Source organism: Nocardioides sp. Arc9.136 (assembly GCF_030506255.1).
In the GTDB taxonomy this organism is placed as follows: Bacteria; Actinomycetota; Actinomycetes; order Propionibacteriales; family Nocardioidaceae; genus Nocardioides.
This window is the reverse complement of sequence record NZ_CP113431.1, coordinates 514,656-534,877: the sequence shown is the minus strand read 5'-3', so window position 1 is coordinate 534,877 and position 20,222 is coordinate 514,656. Positions and strand designations below refer to the sequence as shown.

The following is a 20,222-nucleotide window of genomic DNA, read 5'->3' as shown; positions in this document are numbered from 1 at the left end:
CCTCCCCCAGACGGGTCGGCCCGGCGACGTACTCTCGAGGAGGTGAGCGTCGCACCCTCCCCCACTGTCCGCCTCGGCCACCGCTTCGCCGACGAGCTGCCCGAGCTGGCCGTGCCGTGGCAGGCCGCCGAGGCCCCCGAGCCGCGCCTGCTGGCCCTCGACGAGGAGCTCGCGGCCGACCTCGGCCTCGACCCCGCCTGGCTGCGCGGCCCCGAGGGGCTGGGGCTGCTGACCGGCACCGTGGTCCCCGAGGGCGCACGGCCGGTGGCCCAGGCCTACTCCGGCCACCAGTTCGGCGGGTTCTCGCCGCGGCTCGGCGACGGGCGCGCGCTGCTGCTGGGCGAGCTGGTCGACGGCCGGGGCCGCACCCGCGACCTGCACCTGAAGGGCTCGGGGCGCACGCCCTTCGCCCGCGGCGGTGACGGCCTCGCCGCGGTCGGGCCGATGCTGCGCGAGCACGTGGTCGCCACGGCGATGCACGCCCTGGGCGTCCCGACGACCCGGTCGCTCGCCGTCGTCGGCACCGGCCGCAAGGTGCAGCGCGAGACGGTGCTCCCCGGCGCGGTCCTGGCGCGCGTGGCGTCGAGCCACCTCCGCGTCGGAACGGTGCAGTACACCCGCGCGACGGGCGACACCGAGCTGCTGCGCCGCCTCGCCGACCACGCGATCGACCGGCACCACCCCGCGGCGCGGGAGGCCGCCGCGCCGTACCTCGCCCTGCTGGAGTCGGTGGTCGCGGTGCAGGCGGCGCTGGTCGCCCAGTGGATGTCGATCGGGTTCGTGCACGGCGTGATGAACACCGACAACATGACGCTCTCCGGGGAGACCATCGACTACGGCCCGTGCGCGTTCATGGAGGCCTTCGACCCCGCCACCGTGTTCAGCTCGATCGACGAGGGCGGGCGCTACGCCTACGGCAACCAGCCCGTCGTCGCCGAGTGGAACCTCGCCCGCCTCGCCGAGGCGCTGCTGCCGCTGCTCGACGAGTCCGAGGACCGCGCCATCGAGATCGCCACCGAGGCGCTCGGGGCGTTCCGGAGCACCTACAGCGCGGCGTTCACCGAGCGGATGCGCCTGAAGACCGGCCTGCCCGCCGGGCTCGCCGAGGACGTGCTGGTGCGCCTGGTCGACGAGCTCTTCCCCATCCTGCGGTCCGGGCACGTCGACTGGACGTCGTTCTTCCGCGCCCTCTCCGCCGCCGCCCGCGGGGACGCCGAGCCGGTCCGCGGGATCGTGCTCGACCTCCCGGTCCTCGACGACTGGCTCGAGCGGTGGCGCGCCCTCGGGCCGGACGCGGACGCCATGGACCGGGTCAACCCGGTCTACGTCCCGCGCAACCACCTTGTCGAGGAGGCGCTCGACGCCGCCACCGCCGGCGACCTGGGGCCGGTCGAGCGGCTCGTCGACGTGCTGCGCGCGCCGTACGACGAGCGCCCGGGGCTGGAGGCGTACGCCGCCCCCGCCCCGCCCGACTTCGGGTCGTACACGACGTACTGCGGGACGTGAGCGGGCGGGCGGCCGGAAGCTTCAGCGGCTGGCCGATGAAGCTGTCGGTCGGCCGCTGAAGTTTCAGCGGCCAACCAGGAGTTCCAGCGGCTGGCCGATGAACCATCCGGCCGGCGCGAGCCTCAGCGACCCAGCTTGACGTTGATCTGCTTGGTCTGGGTGAAGCCCTCGATGGCGCCCTCGATGGAGAACTCCCGGCCGATGCCGGAGGACTTGTAGCCGCCGTAGGACTGGCCGATCACCTGGCCGCCGCCCTGGTTGACCTGCACCCAGCCGGACTCGATGCGGTGGGCGAGGCCGAGGGCCTGGTCGATGTCGCGGGACCAGACGAACGCCGCGAGGCCGTAGTGGGAGTCGTTGGCCATCGCCACGACGTCGTCCTCGTCCGTCCACGGGATGACGACCAGGACCGGGCCGAAGACCTCCTCGCGGGCGATCCGCCAGTCGTTGGCGACCCCGGCGAGGATGGTCGGGCCCTGGTAGTAGCCCTCGAGCCCCTCGGGGACCTCGCGCGACATGTCCAGCGCGACCCGGACGCCGGGCTGGGACTTGCCGTCCTCGATGTAGTCGAGGACCTGCTCGTACTGCGAGCGGTTGATGATCGCGCCCATGTCGGTCTCCTCGGCGAGCGGGTCGCCGACCTTGAGCGCCGAGACCTTCTCGACCAGCACGCGCAGGAACTCGTCGTGCACGTCCTCGTGGAGGAACAGCCGCGAGCCGGCCGTGCAGGACTGGCCCTGGCGGGTGAAGCGCATCGCGAGCAGCACGCCCTCGGCGGTCGCCTCGATGACGTCGGGGGCGGCGGCGGAGGGGCAGACGATGTTGGGGCTCTTGCCGCCCAGCTCGAGGGACTGGTGGGCCAGCCGGCCACCGGCGGTCGCGCCGACGACCCGCCCGACCTCGGAGGAGCCGGTGAAGGAGACCTTGTGGATGCCCGGGTGCTCGGAGATCGCCTGGCCGACGGTCTCGCCGACGCCGGTGACGACGTTGAGCACGCCGGCGGGCAGGTGCTCGGACATCACCTGGGCGAGCAGGAGGATCGTCAGCGGGGCGTCCTCGGCGGGCTTGACCACGAGCGTGTTGCCCGCGGCCAGCGCGGCGGGGAGCTTCATCGCGGCGATCATCAGCGGGGAGTTCCACGGCAGGATCGCGCCGACCACGCCGAGCGGCTCCAGCCGGGTGTACTGAAGCTGGTCGTCGCCGGCCGGCAGCACGGTCCCCTTGAACTCACCAGCCACGCCGCCGAAGTACCGGAACAGCGCCACCAGCGTCGCCGACTCCGGCCGCGCCTGGGTGCGCAGCGCGTTGCCGGTGTCCTGGGCGGTCAGCTGGGCGAAGTCCTCGGCGCGCTGCTCGAGCGCGTCGGCGATGCGCAGCAGGATCGTGCCGCGCTCGCGGAAGTGCAGCGCCCGCCAGGCCGGCAGCGCCGCCGTGGCGGCCGCGACCGCGCGGTCGAGGTCCGCCTTCGTGCTCTCGGGGACCCGGGCCAGGACCTGCTCGGCGCGTGCGGGCGTGACCACGTCGCGCCACTCGCCGCTCTCCGAGGGGACCCACTCCCCGCCGATGAGCATCGGCCAGTCGGGGGTGCCGGCGTCGGGTGCGTCGATGGTGGTCTGCAGCTTCACGGGTGCGGTCTCCTGGGCTCGGTGGTGCGCCGGACCGGTACAGGTTCGCCCACCCGGCCGCCGGGGACAACGCCGACCCGCGCACACCGGCTGTGCGAGGATGCACAGCCGATCGACGCCGGAGGAGGTACGGCGATGCGGGCCGACGACCTGGTGGTGCTGCTCGAGGTCGCCCGCACCGGCAACCTCAGCTCCGCCGCCACCGCGCTGGGGCTGACCCACTCCACGATCTCGCGCCGGCTCGACGCGCTCGAGGCCACGGTCGGCGCGCCGGTCGTCTCCCGCACCACCCGCGGCTGCCACCTCACCGAGCTCGGGCGCTCCCTGCTGCCCGCCGCGGAGTCGGTGGAGCGCGCGGTGACGACGGCCCGGCACGCGCTGACCCGCGACGGCGACGGTGCCGAGGGTGAGCTCGCCGGCCTGGTGCGGGTCTCGGCACCCGAGGCGTTCGCCGCGGTGTACGCCGCGCCGGCGCTCGCCGCGCTGCGCCGGCGGCACCCCCGGGTCACCGTCGAGCTGACCGCCGCGACCCGCCCGATCGTGCACGGCAGCGGGGCCGACGTCGAGGTCGGCGTGGGCGAGCCGCTGTCCCCGCGGGTGCGCACGATCGACATCGCGGCGTACGAGCTCGGGCTCTTCGCCGCGCCCGCCTACCTCGACGACGCCGGCCGGCCGCGGTCGCTCTCCGAGCTCGACGACCACGCGCTCGTCTACTACGTCGAGGGATCCCTGCGCGTCAGCGACCTGCAGCTGGTCGACCGGCTCTTCGCCAAGCGGGCGGTCCAGCTGGGCTCGACGAGCGTCTTCGCGCAGCTCGAGGCGGCCCGGGCCGGCGCCGGGATCGCTCTGCTGCCCAAGTTCCTCGCCCGCCGCTCGACGGGCCTCGAGCCGGTGCTGCCCAGCCGGGTGCGCGTCGAGCTCACGTTCGTGGCCGCCCTCGCCAGCGCGAGCGTCCGTCGCGCGCCCGCGGTCGCCGCGCTCGCCGCCATCCGCAGCGAGGTCCAGGCGCGGGCGGCCGAGCTCCGCTGAGGGGGCGTTCAGCGACCTTCTTGTCGCTGGGCACGCGTCCTGCCGCGTGTGGAGCGACCACACGGTCGCTGGAGACCCCCCCCGGCCCGGTCAGCCGCAGAGCACGCCGGTGTCGGTCTCCTCGTGGCGACCGCGGAGGACGACCGGGTCGTGGCGCTTCCAGTGCTTGGCCTCCTCGGCCGTCGCCGCCTCGACGGTCGCCCAGGCGGCGAGGACGCAGCCGGGGACCTCCTTGGCCAGGTCGGTGAGGCGGGCGGCGCTGTTCACCGCGTCGCCGATCACGGTGTACTCCAGCCGGCTCGCCGCGCCGACGTGGCCCGCGACCGCCTCCCCGGTGGCGACGCCGATGCCGGCGTCGATCTCGGTGACCTCCGCGGCCAGCCGGCGCGCCATCGCCCGGGCCGCCGAGAGCGCGGCGGTGGCGTGGTCGGGGTGGTCGACGGGCGCGCCGAAGACCGCGAGCACGGCGTCGCCGATGAACTTGTTGACCAGCCCCTGGTGCCGGTCGACCTCCTCGACCACCACCCCGAAGAACCGGTTGAGCGTGTCCACGACCTCCGCCGGGTCGTGCCGGGTTGCGTACGTCGTGGAGCCGACCAGGTCGACGAAGAGCACCGACACCACGCGCGACTCCCCGCCCAGCTCGACGCCGCGGGCGGCCGCGGCCAGCGCGACGTCGCGGCCGACGTGGCGGCCGAACAGGTCGCGCAGCTGCTCGCGCTCGCGCAGCCCCTGGGCCATCGCGTTGAACCCCGCCTGCAGCGAGCCCAGCTCGGTGCCGTCGAAGACGACGACCTCCCGGTCGAGGTCGCCCTGCTCGACGTCGAGCAGCGCGTCGCGCACCGAGATGACCGGCGCGACCACCGACCGGGCGTTGAGCACCGTGGTCAGCAGGCCGAAGACGAGCACGACCGCGCTGATCGCCAGCACGGTGAACGGGAGCCGGCCGCGCGCGTCGTCGTCGCCGGCGAGCCCGACGATCGAGGCAACCACCATCCCGCCGACGGGCGCGGCGGTGCCGAGGCACCAGAAGAGCACCATCCGGCCACCGACACCCGCGCCGCGGGGCCGGTCGGTGACCGCGAGGCCGTCGAGCGCGCGGGCCGAGATGGGCCGCATCACGAAGTCGGCGAGCAGGAAGGCGATGCCGCACGCCACCAGCCCGGCGATGCCGACCGCGACGCCCGACCCGAGCGCCCGCTCCGGCTGCAGGACCAGCGACAGCGTCGTGAACAGCACGGTCGCGCCGAGCCACAGCGCGCCCTGCATGACGGTCAGCCACAGCGGCACGCGGAGCGCGGCGAGCCGCTGCCTCAGGTCGGGCTCGGCGCCCTGGGTCGCCCAGCGGAGCGCCCGCAGGCTGAGCCGGGTGCCGACCCCGAGGCCGATGACGACCGCCACGCCGACGTACGTCGGCACCGCGATGGCCAGGGAGACCAGCGTCCCGCCGGTCGGCCGGGGCGAGGGCACGACGAAGGAGGCGATGAGGAAGACGACGCCGGCCGCGATGACGTTCGTGCTCACCAGCATCACCGTGAGCAGCAGCTGGACGCGCAGCCGCAGCGACCGCACCGACTGGTCCGGGCGGCCCAGGACGCGCGCGCCGAACGGTGCCGAGCGCCTCGCCATGCCCCACCTCCGCCCGGTCCCGGTGCCTGGTCAGGTCCGTTGGTCCCACGGCGTGCCCGTGGTGGCCAGACCGTACCGGGGTCCGCGGCGGGGACCGGCGGCGACACGTAGGCTCGCCGCACCGCCATGCGCCCACCACCCGACCGCCCCCGCAAGCTGCTCCTCGCCGTCGACGCGCCGTCGCTGCTGCACCGCAACCACCACGCCCGGGCCCACACCGACCTCCGCGACCGCGGCGGGCGACCCGCGTGGGCGCTGCACGGCATGCTGCGCCAGATCCTCGAGACCGTCGACCAGTTCGCGCCCGACGCGGTGCTCTTCGGGCTCGACGACCGGCGCACCTCGCAGCGCGAGACGGCCTACCCGGCGTACAAGGCCGGCCGCGCGCCCAAGGACCCGCACCTGGTCGACCAGCTCGAGCGCGCCGGCGCGCTGCTGGACGCGCTGGGCCTGCTGGCGGTCACCCCGCCGGGGCTCGAGGCCGACGACGTCAACGCCTCCGCCGCGACGTGGGCCGAGCGCGAGGGGTGGAGCTGCGTGCTGGTCACCTCCGACCGCGACTCCTTCGCCCACATCAGCGAGCACACCTCGGTGCTGCGCCTCATCGACGGCGGCATCAGCGCCTCCCCGCTGCTCAACCCGCGCCGGCTGCACGCGATGTACGGCGTGGCGGCGACGAGCTACTTGGAGTTCGCCGCGCTGCGGGGCGACGCCAGCGACAACCTCCCCGGCGTCCCGGGCATCGGCGAGAAGACCGCTCCGGTGCTGCTCGAGCAGCTCGGCTCGATGCAGGCCGTGTGGGCCGACATCGACCACTGCGCCGGCGAGAACCTCGTGGCCGCCGTCGACTCCTGGTGCGAGGAGACCGGTGCCTCCCGGATGGGCCGCCGGCTGCTCGCCCGGCTGACCGCCGAGGGCGCGCGGGAGCGGTACGAGTTCAACCTCTCGATCATGCGCGGGCGCGAGGTCGACCTCGGCCTCACGCCGGACGTCCCCGGCTCGCCGGGCCTGCTGCCGCTCGACCCGGACCGGGTCACCCGCGTGGTCGGACACCTCGGTGTCGAGGCGACCACGGCGCTCGCGCTGCGCGTGCTCACCGAGCCGCCGGCCTCGGTCGGGCTCGGGGGTCCGTGAGGTCGGGGCCGTCGGTTCCGACCAGCCCGCGGCCCTCCGGAGCTCAGCCCAGGTGCCGGGCCAGCCACTCCCACAGCACGTCGTACGCCGCGGCGCGCGGCGCGGGCAGGGAGAGGAAGACGTCGTGGCGGGCGTCGGTGATCGGGACGACCGTGGTCTCGCCGCCCAGGCAGCCGGCCCAGCGGGCGATCTGCTTCACGTCGAGGACGGTGTCGGCGCGGTCGCTGGCGTCGGTGTGCTCGCGGGCGTAGTGGGTCTTGTCCGAGCGCAGCACCAGCGACGGCACGCCCACCTCGAGCCCGCGGTGCAGGCGGGCGTGGCCGCGGCGCACGGCGTTGAGCCAGCCGACCGTGACCGGGAAGCCCTCGAGCGGCTTGAGCACGACGTCGTAGTCCCACTCGCCCTTCCCGCTGACGTGCAGGGAGGTGCCGTACACCGCGCTCTTCGGCAGGTCCAGCGCGCGCAGCGGGGCGACCTTCGCCAGCACCCGCAGCACCTGGGTCACCGGCCCGCGCAGCACCGCCTGCCCCTGCAGGTCGAACCAGGGGCTGTTGAGCACCAGGCCCGCGACCGGGGCGGTGCGCCCGGCGCGACGACGGCGGTCGAGCCACAGCGGCGTGATCAGGCCGCCGGTGGAGTGCGCGACCACCACGACCGGGGCCTCGGGCCCGTGGTCGGCGGCGATGATCGCCATGGACTGCTCGAGCTCGGCGTCGTAGTGCTCGAGGTCCGAGGCGTAGTGCGCTGTCTGCCCGTCGCGGCGGGCCCGGCCGGACTTGCGCAGGTCCAGGCCGTAGAACGCCAGGCCCCGCTCGGCGTGGAAGTCCGCGAGGTCGGTCTGGAAGAAGTAGTCGGAGAAGCCGTGCACGTAGAGCACCGCCCCGCGCACCTCCTCCCCCGGCCGCACGCCGCGGCGGACGAGGACCGCACGGACGTCGCCCTCCCCGTCGGGGTCGGGTCCCAGCTCGAGCACCTGCTGCTCGTAGCCGTCCCCCAGCAGGTCGGGCTCCCAGGTGCCGGTCATGCGCCCACCTCCACCATCTCCTCGCTCGCGTCGCCGGTCACGTCCGCGCCGCGCTGCGCGGCCCGGGGACGGACCGGCGCGAGCGTGCGGGACAGGTCGGTGCGCAGCGTACGGACCGAGTCGAGCACGTAGTTCTGCCGGACCAGCCACGGGGCGCGGTCGCCCTGGCGGGGGAAGGCGCCGATCGAGCGCTGGACGTACCCCGCGGCCAGGTCGAGCAGCGGCCGCGGTGACAGCTCGCCGTCCGGCTGCGGCACGACGGCGCGCTCGCCGGTGCGCTCCATCCAGGCGAGCACCTTGGTCACCAGCCGGTGGGTCAGGTCGGCCCGCAGGGTCCAGGAGGCGTTGGTGTAGCCGATGCAGACCGCGAAGTTCGGCACGCCGGTCATCATCGCGCCGTTCCAGACGAACTGCTCGGCGAGGTCGACCCGCTCCCCGTCGACGTGGGGCTCGATCCCCCCGAAGGCGAGCAGCTTCAGCCCGGTCGCGGTCACCACGACGTCGGCCTCGAGCACGCGCCCGGACTCCAGCCGGATGCCCTCGGGCACGAACGACGCGATCCGGTCGGTGACCACCTCGGCGCGGCCGTCCTTGACGACACCGAAGAGGTCGGCGTTCGGCACGGCGCACAGCCGCTGGTCCCACGGGTCGTACGACGGCGTGAAGTGGTCCGCGACCAGCTGCGCGTCGCCGAGGATGCGGGTGGAGAGGCCGGTCAGCAGCTTGCGCGCCTGCTGCGGCCGGCGCTGGCAGAACTGGTAGAAGGCCGTGCTGAACGCGATGTTCTTGGCGCGGATGACGTGGTGGGCCGCGCCGGCGGGCAGCACCTTCTTGATCCGCTCCGCCTTCTTGTCCTTCGCCGGGACCGCGCTGATCCACGTCGGCGTGCGCTGGAGCATGGTCACGTGCGCGGCCCCGCCCGAGCCGCCCGAGCCGCCGGAACCGCCCTTGAGCAGCGAGGGCACCAGCGTCACCGCGGTCGCCCCCGACCCGATGACGACGACCCGCTTGCCGGCGGTGTCGAGGTCCTCGGGCCAGAACTGCGGGTGCACCAGCTCGCCGGCGTAGGACTCCACGCCCGGCAGCTGCGGGTCGTGCGGGTGGTCGTAGTCGTAGTAGCCGGCGCAGGAGTAGAGGAACCCGCACGTCATCGTGCGCCGCTCGCCGCTGACGGTGTCCTCGACCGTGAGCGTCCAGCGCGCCTCCGCGGTGTCGAAGTCGGCGCCGACGACCTTGCTGGAGAAGCGGATGTGCCGGTCGATGCCGTGCTCGGTCGCGGTCTCGCGGATGTAGCGCAGGATCGAGGGGCCGTCGGCCAGCGACCGGCCGTCGCGCCAGGGCTTGAAGGAGTAGCCCAGCGTGTACATGTCGGAGTCCGACCGCACGCCGGGGTAGCGGAAGAGGTCCCAGGTGCCGCCGAGGTCCGCGCGCGCCTCGAGGACGGCGTACGTCGTGCCGGGCCGCTCGGTCTGCAGGCGGTACGCCGCCCCGACCCCCGACAGACCGGCTCCGACCACCACGACGTCGACGTGCTCGCTCTGCTCCATGCCTGCCATCCTCCGCCAGCCGCTCGCCGCAGACTTGCCCCCGCGCGACACGAACTTGCCCGATCGCGACAGCACCGCCAGGCTGGACCGGTGAGCCACATCCGCTCCGCAGGCCTCCGGGGGCTGCGTGCGACCGTCGCGGAGCTCGGCGGGGACGCCGAGCGCCTGGCCCGTGCCGCGCAGCTGCCCGTCGAGGCGCTCGACCGCGACGACGTGCTCGTGCCGGAGCAGGCCGCGGCGACCGTGCTCGAGCTGGCCGCCCGGGAGCTCGACGCCCCCGACCTCGGCCTGCGGATCGCGCGGCGGCAGGACCTCACGATGCTCGGCTCGCTCGCCGTCGCGATCCAGCACTCGCCGACGCTCGGCGACGCCCTCGCCTGCACCTCGCGGTACCTCTTCGTCCACGGCCGCTCGCTCAGCCTCACCGTCGGGCCCGACCCCTCGGGCGACCGCTCCTCGGCGGCGCTGCTCTACGGGCCGGCGACGAGCGCCGGCCCGGTCCAGGGCACCGACCTGGGCGTGGGGTTCGTGCACCGGACGATCACCTACCTCGTCGGCGGGCCGTACGGCCTGCGCAGCGTCGACCTCCCCTACCGGCCGCCGGCGCCGGCCGCGGCGTACGAGGACTTCTTCGGGGCGCCGGTCCGGGTCGGGCGCGACGTGCCGGCCGCGGTGCTGCGGGTGCCCCGGGAGCTGTCCCAGCACGTGCTGACCGGGGTCAACGACAACCTGCGGCTGCTGGCGCTGGCCTTCCTGGCCGAGCAGTCCCCCGGCGTCGAGCGCCGGCTCGCGCCGCGGGTGCGCGCGGTGGTGCAGGAGGCGCTGGGCACCCGCCCGGTCGACGTCGGCACGGTGGCCTCCCTGCTGTCGATGCACCCGCGGACGCTCCAGCGCCGGCTCGAGGCCGAGGGGACGACGTTCGGGGCGCTGCTCGACGACGTACGCCGCCAGGCCGCACTGCGGCTGCTGACCGGCACCGACCTGCCCCTCGGCCAGGTCGCGGGCATGGTCGGCTTCGCCGAGCAGTCGGCCCTCTCCCGCTCCGCCCGGCGCTGGTGGGGCCGCACGCCCCGGGCCGTCCGGCGCAACGGCGCCGCTTGAGCGGCGGGGGGTGACCCGCCGCGAGATGGACTGCCCCGGTCGCTGATGTGGGGGGGGACCGACCGGGACAGCCCGACGGGGCACGGAGGCAACCCGTCCTGCTGGTGCCTTGCGGCAGTCATGCTCCCTCCAGCAGGCCCGCCTCCTGCCCGTCCGCGCGGGCGCCCAAACCCCGGTCCGGACCACCCCGGACCACCCCGCACGACTCAGGGCCGGAGCCGGGTCGGGCGGCGCTCAGTCCTCGGGCTCGCCGTCGGGGCCGGGCTCGGCCCGGCGGAGCGCGGACTCGAGGACCGCCTCGGCGAGGTCGGTGAGCTCCACGCCGGCCCGGGAGGCAGCCTCGGAGAGGCGGCCGCGGGCGGCGTCGACGTCCACCCCCAGCTGCTCGCTGACGATGCCGACGGCCGTGTCGACCAGGCGCTGGTCCGCGAGCCGCTGGGGCGCGCGCCGGGCCTCTGCCCGGGTGCTGAAGGAGAGGTCCGCGTTGGTGACCGCGCCGGGGGCCCAGGCGCCGAACACCTCGGCGAGCTCCTCGTGGTGGCCGGTGAAGGCGTGGGACGAGGCACCGTAGAGGTTGACCGTGCCGACCACCTCGCCAGCCTCGACGATCGGCAGCGTGAGGGTGCTGCGCACGGCCTTGGCCGCGGAGGTCCGGGCGAAGAGCTGCCACCGGTCCTCGTCGAAGAGGTCGGCGTGCTGCTCCTCGAGCACCGACTCGGCCGCGGCCGCGTCCACGCAGGGGCCGCCGGCGAGGTACTGCACCGCGTCGAGCACGGCGACGTCGACGTCGCTGGCGACCAGGGTCAGCACGACCCCCTCGCGGAGGTAGCCCAGGCTCAGCCCGAGGCAGTCGGGCACGACGCGGCGCACCTCCGCCGCCGCGGCGAGCAGCCGGTCGAGCAGGTCGGTGTCGGTCCCCTCCAGGTCCGCGTCGAGCTCGTCGATCGCCCGACGCGTCTCCGGGATGGGCTCCATCGAGGGCATCGGCTCCGTCTCCTCGGGTACGGCGTCAGCTGGCGAGCCGGGGGTACCCACTCCTCCACGCGGGAGCCGCTACTGCACCATCCGGAACTGCGGGCTGGTCGGCTCGACCACCTCGACCCGGATGCCGGACGTCGACATCCGCTCCAGCAGCGGCGCGTAGTCGGCCGGCCGCTGCAGCTCGATGCCCACCAGCGCCGGGCCGGTCTCGCGGTTGGACCGCTTGACGTACTCGAAGAGCACGATGTCGTCGTCGGGGCCGAGCACGTCGTCGAGGAACATCCGCAGCGCACCCGGTTCCTGGGGGAACTCCACGAGGAAGTAGTGGCGCAGCCCCTCGTGCACGAGCGCCCGCTCGACCACCTCGGCGTACCGGCTGACGTCGTTGTTGCCGCCGGAGAGCACGCACACGACGGTGGCGCCCGGCTCGGCGACCGGACCGCCCGCGGAGGAGTCGCGGAGCGCGGCGGTGGCCAGGGCCCCCGCGGGCTCGGCGATGATCCCGTCGGACTGGTAGAGGTCGAGCATCTCGACGCAGACCAGTCCCTCGGGGACGGTGCGCACCTCCGGTCGGTGCTGCGCGGCGACGGCGTGGGTCCAGTCCCCCACGCGGCGCACGGCGGCCCCGTCGACGAAGGAGTCGACGGCCTCGAGCTCGACCGGCGCCCCGGCCGCGAGCGCGGCCGTCATGGACGCCGCGCCCGCCGGCTCCACCCCGACCACGGCGACCCGCGGGGCCCGCTCTGCGAGGACGGTCAGCGTGCCGGCCAGCAGGCCGCCGCCACCGACCGGCGCGACGACGGCGGCGGGCGCGCGGCCGAGCTGCTGGAGGATCTCCAGGGCGACCGTGCCCTGGCCGGCGATGGTGCGGGGGTCGTCGAACGCCGGCACGACGACCGCACCCGTCGCCTCGGCGAGCTCGCGGCTGCGCAGGGCGGCGTCGTCGTAGGTGTCGCCGTCGACGACGACCTCGACGAACCGGCCGCCGAGCGCCGCGATCCGCGTGCGCTTCTGCCGGGGCGTGGTCCGGGGCAGGAAGATCGTGGCCCGCACGCCCAGCCGGGAGCAGGCGAACGCGACGCCCTGGGCGTGGTTGCCGGCACTGGCGCAGGTCACCCCGCGCTGCTGCTCCGCGGCGGACAGTCCCGCGATCAGGCTGTAGGCGCCGCGGCCCTTGTAGGACCGCACCTCCTGCAGGTCCTCGCGCTTGAGCCACACGTCGAGGCCGGTGGCGGCGGAGAGCCGGGCGGAGTGCTGCAGCGGACTGGTCCCGACCACCCCGCCGAGCAGTCCCGCCGCTCGCTCGACGTCCGACGCGGTTGGCAGCTGCACGCCCGCGACCCTAGTCCCGGCCCGGCGCGCCTCGTCGCGCAGGCCGGGCCGGGGCGCCGTCACGCCCTCAGGTCGAAGTCGTCGTCGCGGTACTCGGTACTGGGGCGCTGCTGGGCGACCTCCACCTCCCGGGCGCGGAGCTCGACGCGGCGGATCTTGCCGGAGATGGTCTTGGGCAGCTCGAAGAACTCCAGCCGGCGCACGCGGAGGTACGGAGGGAGCTGCTCGCGCGCGTGGGCCAGGATCGACCGGGCGGTCTCGGCGGTGGGCTCGTGGCCGGGGGCGAGGGCGACGTACGCCTTGGGCACCGCGAGCCGGACGGCGTCCGGGGCCGGGACGACGGCCGCCTCGGCGACCGCCGGGTGCTCGATCAGCACCGACTCCAGCTCGAAGGGCGACACCTTGTAGTCGGAGGCCTTGAAGACGTCGTCGGTCCGGCCGACGTAGGTGATGTAGGCGTCCTCGTCGCGGTCGGCGACGTCGCCGGTGTGGTACCGGCCGCCGCGCATCGCCTCCGCGTGGCGGTCGGGGTCGCCCTGGTAGCCGGTCATCAGCGTCACCGGGCCCGCCGCGAGGTCCAGGCAGATCTCCCCCTCGCCGGGTCCCTCGACCACCTCGTCGGTGGCGGGGTCGACCAGGACGACCGGCACTCCGGGCAGCGGGCGGCCCATCGACCCGGCCTTGACCGGCTGGCCCGGGGTGTTCGCGATCGAGGCGGTGGTCTCGGTCTGCCCGAAGCCGTCGCGGATGGTCAGCCCCCAGAGGTCGCGCACCTGCTTGATCACCTCGGCGTTCAGCGGCTCGCCGGCGCCGATCGCCTCGCGCAGGTCGCCGGGGCCGCCGCTCAGGTCGGCGTTGATGAGCATCCGCCACACCGTCGGCGGCGCGCAGAACGTCGTCACCCGCTCCTCCCGGATCGCCCGCAGCATCGTGACGGGGTCGAAGCGCCGGTAGTTGTGGACCAGCACGGTGGCCTCGGCGAGCCAGGGCGCGAAGAAGTTCGACCACGCGTGCTTGGCCCAGCCGGGGCTGGAGACGTTGAGGTGCACGTCGCCGGGCCGCAGGCCCAGCCAGTACATCGTGGTGAGGTGGCCGACCGGGTAGGAGCGGTGGGTGTGCTCGACCAGCTTGGGCCGGCTCGTGGTGCCGCTGGTGAAGTAGAGGAGCAGCCGGTCGTCGGTGCCGTTGCCCGGGTGGGGGACCGGCCGCGGCTCGAGCTCGTAGGCCGCGCCGTGGTCGAGCCACCCCTCCGCGCCACCCACGGCGAACTGGAGGAAGTCGCCCTCGATGCCGTCGAGCTTGGCGGTGTCGGCGGGGTTGCAGACCACCGCACGCGCACCGCCGCGGCGGATCCGGTCGGCGAGCTCGGCCGTCGTGACCGCCGTGGTCGTCGGCATGATCACCGCGCCCACCTTGGTCAGCGCCAGCATCGTCTCCCACAGCTCGACCTGGTTGCCGAGCATCACCAGCACCGCGTCGCCGCGGCCGATCCCGTAGGACCCGAGCGCCGCCGCCACCTGGTCGGAGCGGTCGACCAGCTCGGCGAAGGAGTACGACGCACGGGTGCCGTCCTCCTCCAGGATCACCAGCCCGGGGGCGTCGTTGCCGCGGGCGAACGGGTCGAACCAGTCGTGGGCGAAGTTGAAGGTCGCTCCGACGTCGGGCCAGGAGAAGTCGGCGACGGCATCGGCGTACCGGGTGCGGCGCTCGACCAGGGCGTCGCGGACGCGGCGCAGCTCTGCGGTGGCGGTCATGGCACCAGCGTCATCGCCGGGAGACGGTCGTCACACCCCCCGATGGGGGTGCCCCGTCGGTGCCGCGTCAGGGCAGGAGCCCGCGGCGGCGCGCCTCCGCGACCGCCTCGTGGCGGCCGTGCGCACCGAGCACGACGAGCAGGTCGCGCATGTAGGACTTCACCGTCTGGGCCGAGAGCCCCAGCCGCTCCGCGACGACCGCGTACGGCGCGCCGGTGGCCACCAGCGCGAGCACGTCGACCTGCCGGGGCGAGAGCGGCGGCGCGGCCGGCGCCTCCTCGACCATCGCTGCGGCGATCCGCTCGAGGCGGGCGCCCAGCGCCGGGTCGGTGGTGCTCGCGGCCAGCTCGCGCAGCTCCGCGTGCGCACGGCCGAGCGAGACCGCGGAGCGCGCCTCCTCCGCCTGCCGCGCGGCGACCCGCCGCTCGACCTCGTCCTCGACGGCGATCTCCCGCGCCAGGTGCCGGGCGGCGCCGGTCGCCGCGGCCCGCAGCCGCAGCACGTGGTCGGAGCGGCCGGGCGCGCCGCGCAGGCCGGCGTACACCACGCCCCGCACCGAGCGGCCGACGACGACCGGTGCCCCGACGACGGTGCGCAGGCCCTCCGCGGAGACCGCCGCGTCGTAGTCGTGGGTGATCTCCGAGGCCAGCCCGTAGTCCTCGACGACCAGGACGTCGGACTCGCGCAGCACCCGCCCGCCGAGGCCGGAGCCGGCGCGGACGACGAGGCCGTCGAGCGAGCCGGTGCGCGCGCCGACGAAGTGGGTCAGCCGCAGCCCGCCGGTCCCCACGGGCCCGCCGAAGACCATCGGCGCCCCGCTGCGCTCCCGCAGGTCCGTCAGCGTCGAGCGCCAGGCCCGGCTCGCACCGCTCGCGTCCACGGCCACCTCCTGCTGCTCGGCCCGCAGCAGGGTAACCCCGCCCGGCCGGCACGATCGGCGTCGAGCCGCTCAGCCCAGCCCGAGCTCGGAGGCCGACCGCTCGCGCATCTCGACCTTGCGGACCTTGCCGGTGACCGTCATCGGGAACTCGTCGACGACGAGGACGTAGCGCGGCACCTTGAAGTGCGCCAGCCGACCCTCGCAGTAGGCCCGCACCGCGGCCGCGTCGAGCGGCTCCGCCCCGGCACGCACCCGGATCCAGGCGCACAGCTCCTCGCCGTACCGCTCGTCCGGCACCCCGACGACCTGGACGTCCTCGACGTCGGGGTGGGTGTGCAGGAAGTCCTCGACCTCGCGCGGGTAGATGTTCTCGCCACCCCGGATCACCATGTCCTTGATCCGACCGACGATCGTGCAGTAGCCGTCCTCGCGCATCACCGCGAGGTCGCCGGTGTGCATCCAGCCGTCGGCGTCGACGGCCTCGCGGGTCTTCTCCTCCTCCTCCCAGTAGCCGAGCATCACCGAGTAGCCGCGCGTGCAGTACTCCCCCGGCTCGCCCCGCCCGACGGTCTCGCCCGAGACCGGGTCGACCACCTTGATCTCGAGGTGGGGGTGGACCCGCCCGATGGTGGCCGTGCGCCGCTCGACGTCGTCGTCGACCCGGGTCTGGCAGGAGACCGGCGAGGTCTCGGTCATGCCGTACGCGATCGACACCTGGGTCATGCCCATGTCCTCGATGCAGCGGCGCATCACCTCGACCGGGCACACCGAGCCGGCCATGATCCCGGTGCGCAGCGTCGAGAGGTCGTGGTCGGCGAACGTCGGGTGGTGCTGCATCGCGATGAACATCGTCGGCACGCCGTACACGCCGGTGCAGCGCTCGGCGGCGATGGTGGCCAGGGTGGCCTCGGGGTCGAACGCCGGCGCCGGGATGACCATCGTGGTGCCGTGGCTGGTGCACCCGAGGTTGGCCATCACCATCCCGAAGCAGTGGTAGAAGGGCACCGGGATGCACAGCCGGTCCTCGGGGCCGAGCGCGATCAGCTCGGTGGTGAGGTAGCCGTTGTTGAGGATGTTGCGGTGGCTGAGCGTCGCGCCCTTGGGGCGGCCGGTGGTGCCGGAGGTGTACTGGATGTTGATCGGGTCGGCGGGGTCCAGCTCTGCCATCCGCTCGGCCACCGCGCCGGCCGGCAGCGGCTCGCCCTCGGCCAGGAGGGCCGCCCAGTCCTCGGTGTCGAGCAGGACCACCCGCTCCAGCGCCGGGCAGTCCGCGCGGACCGCGGCGACCATCGCGGCGTAGTCGCTCGTGCGGAACCGGGAGGCGGCGACGAGCAGCCGCATCCCCGACTGCTCGACGGCGTAGGCGAGCTCGTGGGTCCGGTAGGCGGGGTTGACGTTGACCAGGACCGCGCCGACCTTGGCGGTGGCGTACTGGGTGAGCGTCCACTCCGCGCAGTTCGGCGCCCAGATGCCGACCCGGTCGCCGCGCTCGATCCCGGCGGCGAGCAGGCCGCGGGCCAGGGCGTCGACGTCGGCGTCGAGCTCCGCCCAGGTCCAGCGACGGCCGGTGGCGACCTCGACGAGGGCCTCCCGCTCGGCGTGGGCCGCGACCGTGCGCTCGAGGTTCGCGCCGATCGTCTCCTCGAGCAGCGGCGGCTCGGCCCCGCCCGCGGCGTACGACAGCCGCGCCCCCTGCGGCTCCGGCTGTGCTGCGTCCTGACCGGCCATGGTTCCTCCCCAACGCGTCCTGTCCCCGCACTCTAGGGTGAGCCGGGTCACGTCGGGACGGCTCCCGCAGGTAATCTTGACTTGATCCAGAAAACCCGCGATGCTCGTGCCATGACGACGCCGGACCGCCAGCCGGGGCCCTCCGCGGGCACCACCCCGGACTTCACGGCCGAGCTGCGTGAGGCCGGACTGAGGGTGACCAAGCCCCGACTGGCCGTGCTCACCGCGGTCCACGACCACCCGCACGCCGACACCGACACGGTCATCGGCCAGGTCCGCGCGGACCTCGGCGCGGTGTCCCACCAGGCGGTGTACGACGTCCTGCGTGCGCTCACCGACGCCGGCATGGTCCGCCGCATCCAGCCGGCCGGGGCCACCGCCCGCTACGAGTCCCGGGTGGGCGACAACCACCACCACGTCGTCTGCCGCTCCTGCGGCGCGATCGCCGACGTGGACTGCTCGGTCGGCCACGCCCCGTGCCTCACCGCGTCCGACGACCACGGCTTCGTGGTCGACGAGGCGGAGGTCGTGTACTGGGGCACCTGCCCCGACTGCGCGGCCGCCCGCACCACTGGCAGCACCACTGGCAGCACCACCCGCACCACCCCTGCCTGACCCCTCCACCAGCACCACCACCGGAAGGACATCGATGACCCAGGACGACAACGCCCCCGTCAGCCCCCAGGGGGTGGACCGGAAGGCCGAGGGCGGCTGCCCGGTCATGCACGACTCCGCCGCCGCGCACGGCAGCGAGAGCGAGAACCCGGCGATCGACTCGCCGACGCCCAAGACCGGTGGCCGCCCGCACACCAACAAGGACTGGTGGCCCAACAGCCTCGACCTCTCGCCGCTGCACGCCCACTCCTCCAAGAGCAACCCGCTCGGTCCGGACTTCGACTACTCCGAGGAGTTCAAGAAGCTCGACCTGCAGGAGCTGCGCCGCGACATCGTCGAGGTCCTCAACACCTCCCAGGACTGGTGGCCCGCCGACTTCGGCCACTACGGCGGCCTCTTCATCCGGATGAGCTGGCACGCCGCCGGCACGTACCGCATCTTCGACGGCCGCGGCGGCGCGGGCGAGGGCTCGCAGCGCTTCGCCCCGCTCAACAGCTGGCCCGACAACGCCAACATCGACAAGGCCCGCCGCCTGCTGTGGCCGGTCAAGCAGAAGCACGGCCAGAAGATCTCCTGGGCCGACCTGCTGGTGTACGCCGGCACCGTCGCGCTCGAGGACATGGGCTTCCAGACCTTCGGCTTCGCCTTCGGCCGCGAGGACATCTGGGAGCCGGAGGAGATCATCTGGGGCCCCGAGGACACCTGGCTGGGCGACGAGCGCTACTCCGGCGAGCGCGAGCTCGAGGAGACCCTGGGCGCGGTCCAGATGGGCCTGATCTACGTCAACCCCGAGGGCCCGAACGGCAACCCGGACCCGCTGGCCTCGGCCCGCGACATCCGCGACACCTTCGCGCGGATGGCGATGAACGACGAGGAGACCGTCGCGCTCATCGCCGGCGGCCACACCTTCGGCAAGACCCACGGCGCCGGCGACCCCGACCTGGTCGGCCCCGAGCCGGAGGCCGCGCCGATCGAGGAGCAGGGCCTGGGCTGGAAGAGCGGCTTCGGCTCCGGCAAGGGCGCCGACGCGATCACCTCGGGCCTGGAGGTCACCTGGACCTCCACGCCGACCCGGTGGAGCAACGACTTCTTCAAGTTCCTCTTCAAGTACGAGTGGGAGCTGGAGAAGAGCCCGGCCGGCGCCTGGCAGTGGGTCGCCAAGGACGCCGAGGCGATCGTCCCCGGCCCGGCCGCCGACTCCCCCAAGCGCAAGCCGACCATGCTCACCAGCGACCTCGCGCTGCGCTTCGACCCCGAGTACGAGAAGATCTCGCGCCGCTTCCTGGAGAACCCCAACGAGTTCTCGCAGGCCTTCGCCAAGGCCTGGTACAAGCTGCTCCACCGCGACATGGGCCCCATCGAGCGCTTCCTCGGCCCGTGGGTGCCCGAGGCGCAGCTGTGGCAGGACCCGGTCCCGCCGGTGCAGGGCGAGCTCGTCGGCGACGCCGACGTGGCGGCGCTGAAGTCGGCCGTGCTCGAGTCCGGCCTCACCGTCTCCGAGCTGGTCTCCACCGCGTGGGCGTCGGCCGCGTCGTTCCGCTCCACCGACAAGCGCGGTGGCGCCAACGGTGCGCGGATCCGCCTCGAGCCGCAGCGCGGCTGGGCCGCCAACCAGCCCGAGCAGCTCGAGCGGGTGCTCGAGCGGCTCGAGGCCGTCCGGGCGGAGTTCAACGGCCGCGGCGGCGCGCAGGTCTCGATGGCCGACCTCATCGTCCTGGCCGGCTCGGCCGCGGTCGAGAAGGCCGCCCGGGACGCCGGTGTCGAGGTGACCGTGCCGTTCCACCCCGGCCGCACCGACGCCACCCAGGAGCAGACCGACGTCCACTCCTTCCGCGTCCTCGAGCCGCGTGCCGACGGCTTCCGCAACTACCTGCGGTCCGGCGAGAAGATGCAGCCGGAGGTCCTCCTGGTCGAGCGCTCCTACATGCTCGACCTGACCGCTCCCGAGATGACCGTCCTCGTCGGCGGCCTGCGGGCGCTCGGCAACAACGTCGGCGGCGTGCAGCACGGCGTCCTCACCGACCGGCCGGGCGTGCTCACCAACGACTTCTTCGCCAACCTGCTCGCCCCCGGCACGCAGTGGAAGGCCTCGGAGTCGGAGGAGAACGTCTACGACATCCGTGACGCCGCGACCGGCGAGCCGAAGTGGACCGCCACCGCGGTGGACCTGATCTTCGGCTCGAACTCCCAGCTGCGTGCCCTCGCCGAGGTCTACGCCAGCGAGGACGCCCGCGACAAGTTCGTCCAGGACTTCGTCCGGGCCTGGACCAAGGTCATGGAGCTGGACCGCTTCGACCTGGAGTGAGCCCGACCGCCTGACCCCGCTCGAGCCCGGTC

The 20,222-nt window shown here is 74.2% G+C and carries 15 protein-coding genes; 6 read left to right on the top strand and 9 right to left on the bottom strand.

The annotated features are described in order from the left end of the window. The first annotated feature begins 42 nt into the window (after positions 1-42). Positions 43-1,506: a YdiU family protein gene (locus tag OSR43_RS02455; protein ID WP_302269416.1), complete on the top strand. Its 1,464-nt coding sequence runs from the start codon at positions 43-45 to the stop codon at positions 1,504-1,506. Between the two features lie 122 nt (positions 1,507-1,628). On the opposite strand, the gene OSR43_RS02450 is transcribed toward OSR43_RS02455, so the two are convergent. Next, positions 1,629-3,131, bottom strand: coding sequence for an aldehyde dehydrogenase family protein (locus tag OSR43_RS02450; protein WP_302269413.1), 1,503 nt, complete (start codon positions 3,129-3,131; stop codon positions 1,629-1,631). Between the two features lie 135 nt (positions 3,132-3,266). On the opposite strand from OSR43_RS02450, the gene OSR43_RS02445 reads away from it, so the two are divergent. Beyond that, on the top strand, positions 3,267-4,160 hold the full coding sequence (locus tag OSR43_RS02445) for a LysR family transcriptional regulator (RefSeq protein WP_302269412.1): 894 nt from the start codon (positions 3,267-3,269) through the stop codon (positions 4,158-4,160). A 90-nt stretch (positions 4,161-4,250) separates the two neighbouring features. Here OSR43_RS02445 and OSR43_RS02440 read toward each other — a convergent pair whose 3' ends face one another. After that, positions 4,251-5,789, bottom strand: coding sequence for an adenylate/guanylate cyclase domain-containing protein (locus OSR43_RS02440; RefSeq protein ID WP_302269410.1), 1,539 nt, complete (start codon positions 5,787-5,789; stop codon positions 4,251-4,253). A gap of 126 nt (positions 5,790-5,915) precedes the next feature. Between OSR43_RS02440 and OSR43_RS02435 the strand changes: the two genes are divergently transcribed. Then, complete coding sequence (locus tag OSR43_RS02435; protein ID WP_302269407.1) at positions 5,916-6,923, top strand: 5'-3' exonuclease H3TH domain-containing protein; 1,008 nt, start codon at positions 5,916-5,918, stop codon at positions 6,921-6,923. Between the two features lie 43 nt (positions 6,924-6,966). Here the strand turns inward: OSR43_RS02435 and OSR43_RS02430 are convergent, their stop codons facing one another. Beyond that, on the bottom strand, positions 6,967-7,947 hold the full coding sequence (locus OSR43_RS02430) for an alpha/beta hydrolase (RefSeq protein WP_302269406.1): 981 nt from the start codon (positions 7,945-7,947) through the stop codon (positions 6,967-6,969). Next, positions 7,944-9,494, bottom strand: coding sequence for an NAD(P)/FAD-dependent oxidoreductase (locus tag OSR43_RS02425; RefSeq protein WP_302269405.1), 1,551 nt, complete (start codon positions 9,492-9,494; stop codon positions 7,944-7,946). Before OSR43_RS02425 ends, OSR43_RS02430 begins: the two co-directional genes overlap by 4 nt. Before the next feature lie 90 nt (positions 9,495-9,584). Between OSR43_RS02425 and OSR43_RS02420 the strand changes: the two genes are divergently transcribed. Then, the gene (locus OSR43_RS02420) at positions 9,585-10,595 is read left to right on the top strand and encodes an AraC family transcriptional regulator (protein WP_302269404.1); all 1,011 of its coding nucleotides are present in this window, start codon (positions 9,585-9,587) and stop codon (positions 10,593-10,595) included. 234 nt (positions 10,596-10,829) lie between these two features. Here the strand turns inward: OSR43_RS02420 and OSR43_RS02415 are convergent, their stop codons facing one another. The 5 genes from OSR43_RS02415 to OSR43_RS02395 all read right to left on the bottom strand — a co-directional run bounded on the left by OSR43_RS02415 (position 10,830) and on the right by OSR43_RS02395 (position 17,270). Continuing rightward, positions 10,830-11,579: a GAF and ANTAR domain-containing protein gene (locus OSR43_RS02415; RefSeq protein WP_302269402.1), complete on the bottom strand. Its 750-nt coding sequence runs from the start codon at positions 11,577-11,579 to the stop codon at positions 10,830-10,832. Positions 11,580-11,648: 69 nt separating this feature from the next. Beyond that, positions 11,649-12,908 carry a threonine ammonia-lyase IlvA gene (ilvA, locus tag OSR43_RS02410; protein ID WP_302269401.1) on the bottom strand — a complete coding sequence of 420 codons (1,260 nt, stop codon included), beginning with the start codon at positions 12,906-12,908 and terminating at the stop codon, positions 11,649-11,651. Between the two features lie 59 nt (positions 12,909-12,967). Further along, the gene (locus OSR43_RS02405) at positions 12,968-14,662 is read right to left on the bottom strand and encodes an AMP-binding protein (protein WP_302269399.1); all 1,695 of its coding nucleotides are present in this window, start codon (positions 14,660-14,662) and stop codon (positions 12,968-12,970) included. 67 nt (positions 14,663-14,729) lie between these two features. Next, positions 14,730-15,542: a LuxR C-terminal-related transcriptional regulator gene (locus tag OSR43_RS02400; RefSeq protein ID WP_302269398.1), complete on the bottom strand. Its 813-nt coding sequence runs from the start codon at positions 15,540-15,542 to the stop codon at positions 14,730-14,732. 69 nt (positions 15,543-15,611) lie between these two features. Continuing rightward, complete coding sequence (locus OSR43_RS02395) at positions 15,612-17,270, bottom strand: AMP-binding protein (protein ID WP_302269396.1); 1,659 nt, start codon at positions 17,268-17,270, stop codon at positions 15,612-15,614. 111 nt (positions 17,271-17,381) lie between these two features. On the opposite strand from OSR43_RS02395, the gene OSR43_RS02390 reads away from it, so the two are divergent. Together OSR43_RS02390 and katG are read left to right on the top strand one after the other, a co-directional pair. Then, positions 17,382-17,885 carry a Fur family transcriptional regulator gene (locus OSR43_RS02390; protein WP_302269395.1) on the top strand — a complete coding sequence of 168 codons (504 nt, stop codon included), beginning with the start codon at positions 17,382-17,384 and terminating at the stop codon, positions 17,883-17,885. Positions 17,886-17,919: 34 nt separating this feature from the next. After that, positions 17,920-20,190 carry a catalase/peroxidase HPI gene (gene katG, locus OSR43_RS02385; protein ID WP_302269394.1) on the top strand — a complete coding sequence of 757 codons (2,271 nt, stop codon included), beginning with the start codon at positions 17,920-17,922 and terminating at the stop codon, positions 20,188-20,190. The last annotated feature ends 32 nt before the right edge of the window (positions 20,191-20,222 follow it).

Excerpts from the sequence above, each read along its gene's own strand:
- OSR43_RS02445 (WP_302269412.1), top strand. The coding sequence starts at position 3,267 with ATGCGGGCCGACGACCTGGTGGTGCTGCTCGAGGTCGCCCGCACCGGC.
- OSR43_RS02440 (WP_302269410.1), bottom strand. The coding sequence starts at position 5,789 with ATGGCGAGGCGCTCGGCACCGTTCGGCGCGCGCGTCCTGGGCCGCCCG.
- OSR43_RS02435 (WP_302269407.1), top strand. The coding sequence starts at position 5,916 with ATGCGCCCACCACCCGACCGCCCCCGCAAGCTGCTCCTCGCCGTCGAC.
- OSR43_RS02430 (WP_302269406.1), bottom strand. The coding sequence starts at position 7,947 with ATGACCGGCACCTGGGAGCCCGACCTGCTGGGGGACGGCTACGAGCAG.
- OSR43_RS02425 (WP_302269405.1), bottom strand. The coding sequence starts at position 9,494 with ATGGAGCAGAGCGAGCACGTCGACGTCGTGGTGGTCGGAGCCGGTCTG.
- OSR43_RS02415 (WP_302269402.1), bottom strand. The coding sequence starts at position 11,579 with ATGCCCTCGATGGAGCCCATCCCGGAGACGCGTCGGGCGATCGACGAG.
- OSR43_RS02405 (WP_302269399.1), bottom strand. The coding sequence starts at position 14,662 with ATGACCGCCACCGCAGAGCTGCGCCGCGTCCGCGACGCCCTGGTCGAG.
- OSR43_RS02395 (WP_302269396.1), bottom strand. The coding sequence starts at position 17,270 with ATGGCCGGTCAGGACGCAGCACAGCCGGAGCCGCAGGGGGCGCGGCTG.
- OSR43_RS02390 (WP_302269395.1), top strand. The coding sequence starts at position 17,382 with ATGACGACGCCGGACCGCCAGCCGGGGCCCTCCGCGGGCACCACCCCG.
- katG (WP_302269394.1), top strand. The coding sequence starts at position 17,920 with ATGACCCAGGACGACAACGCCCCCGTCAGCCCCCAGGGGGTGGACCGG.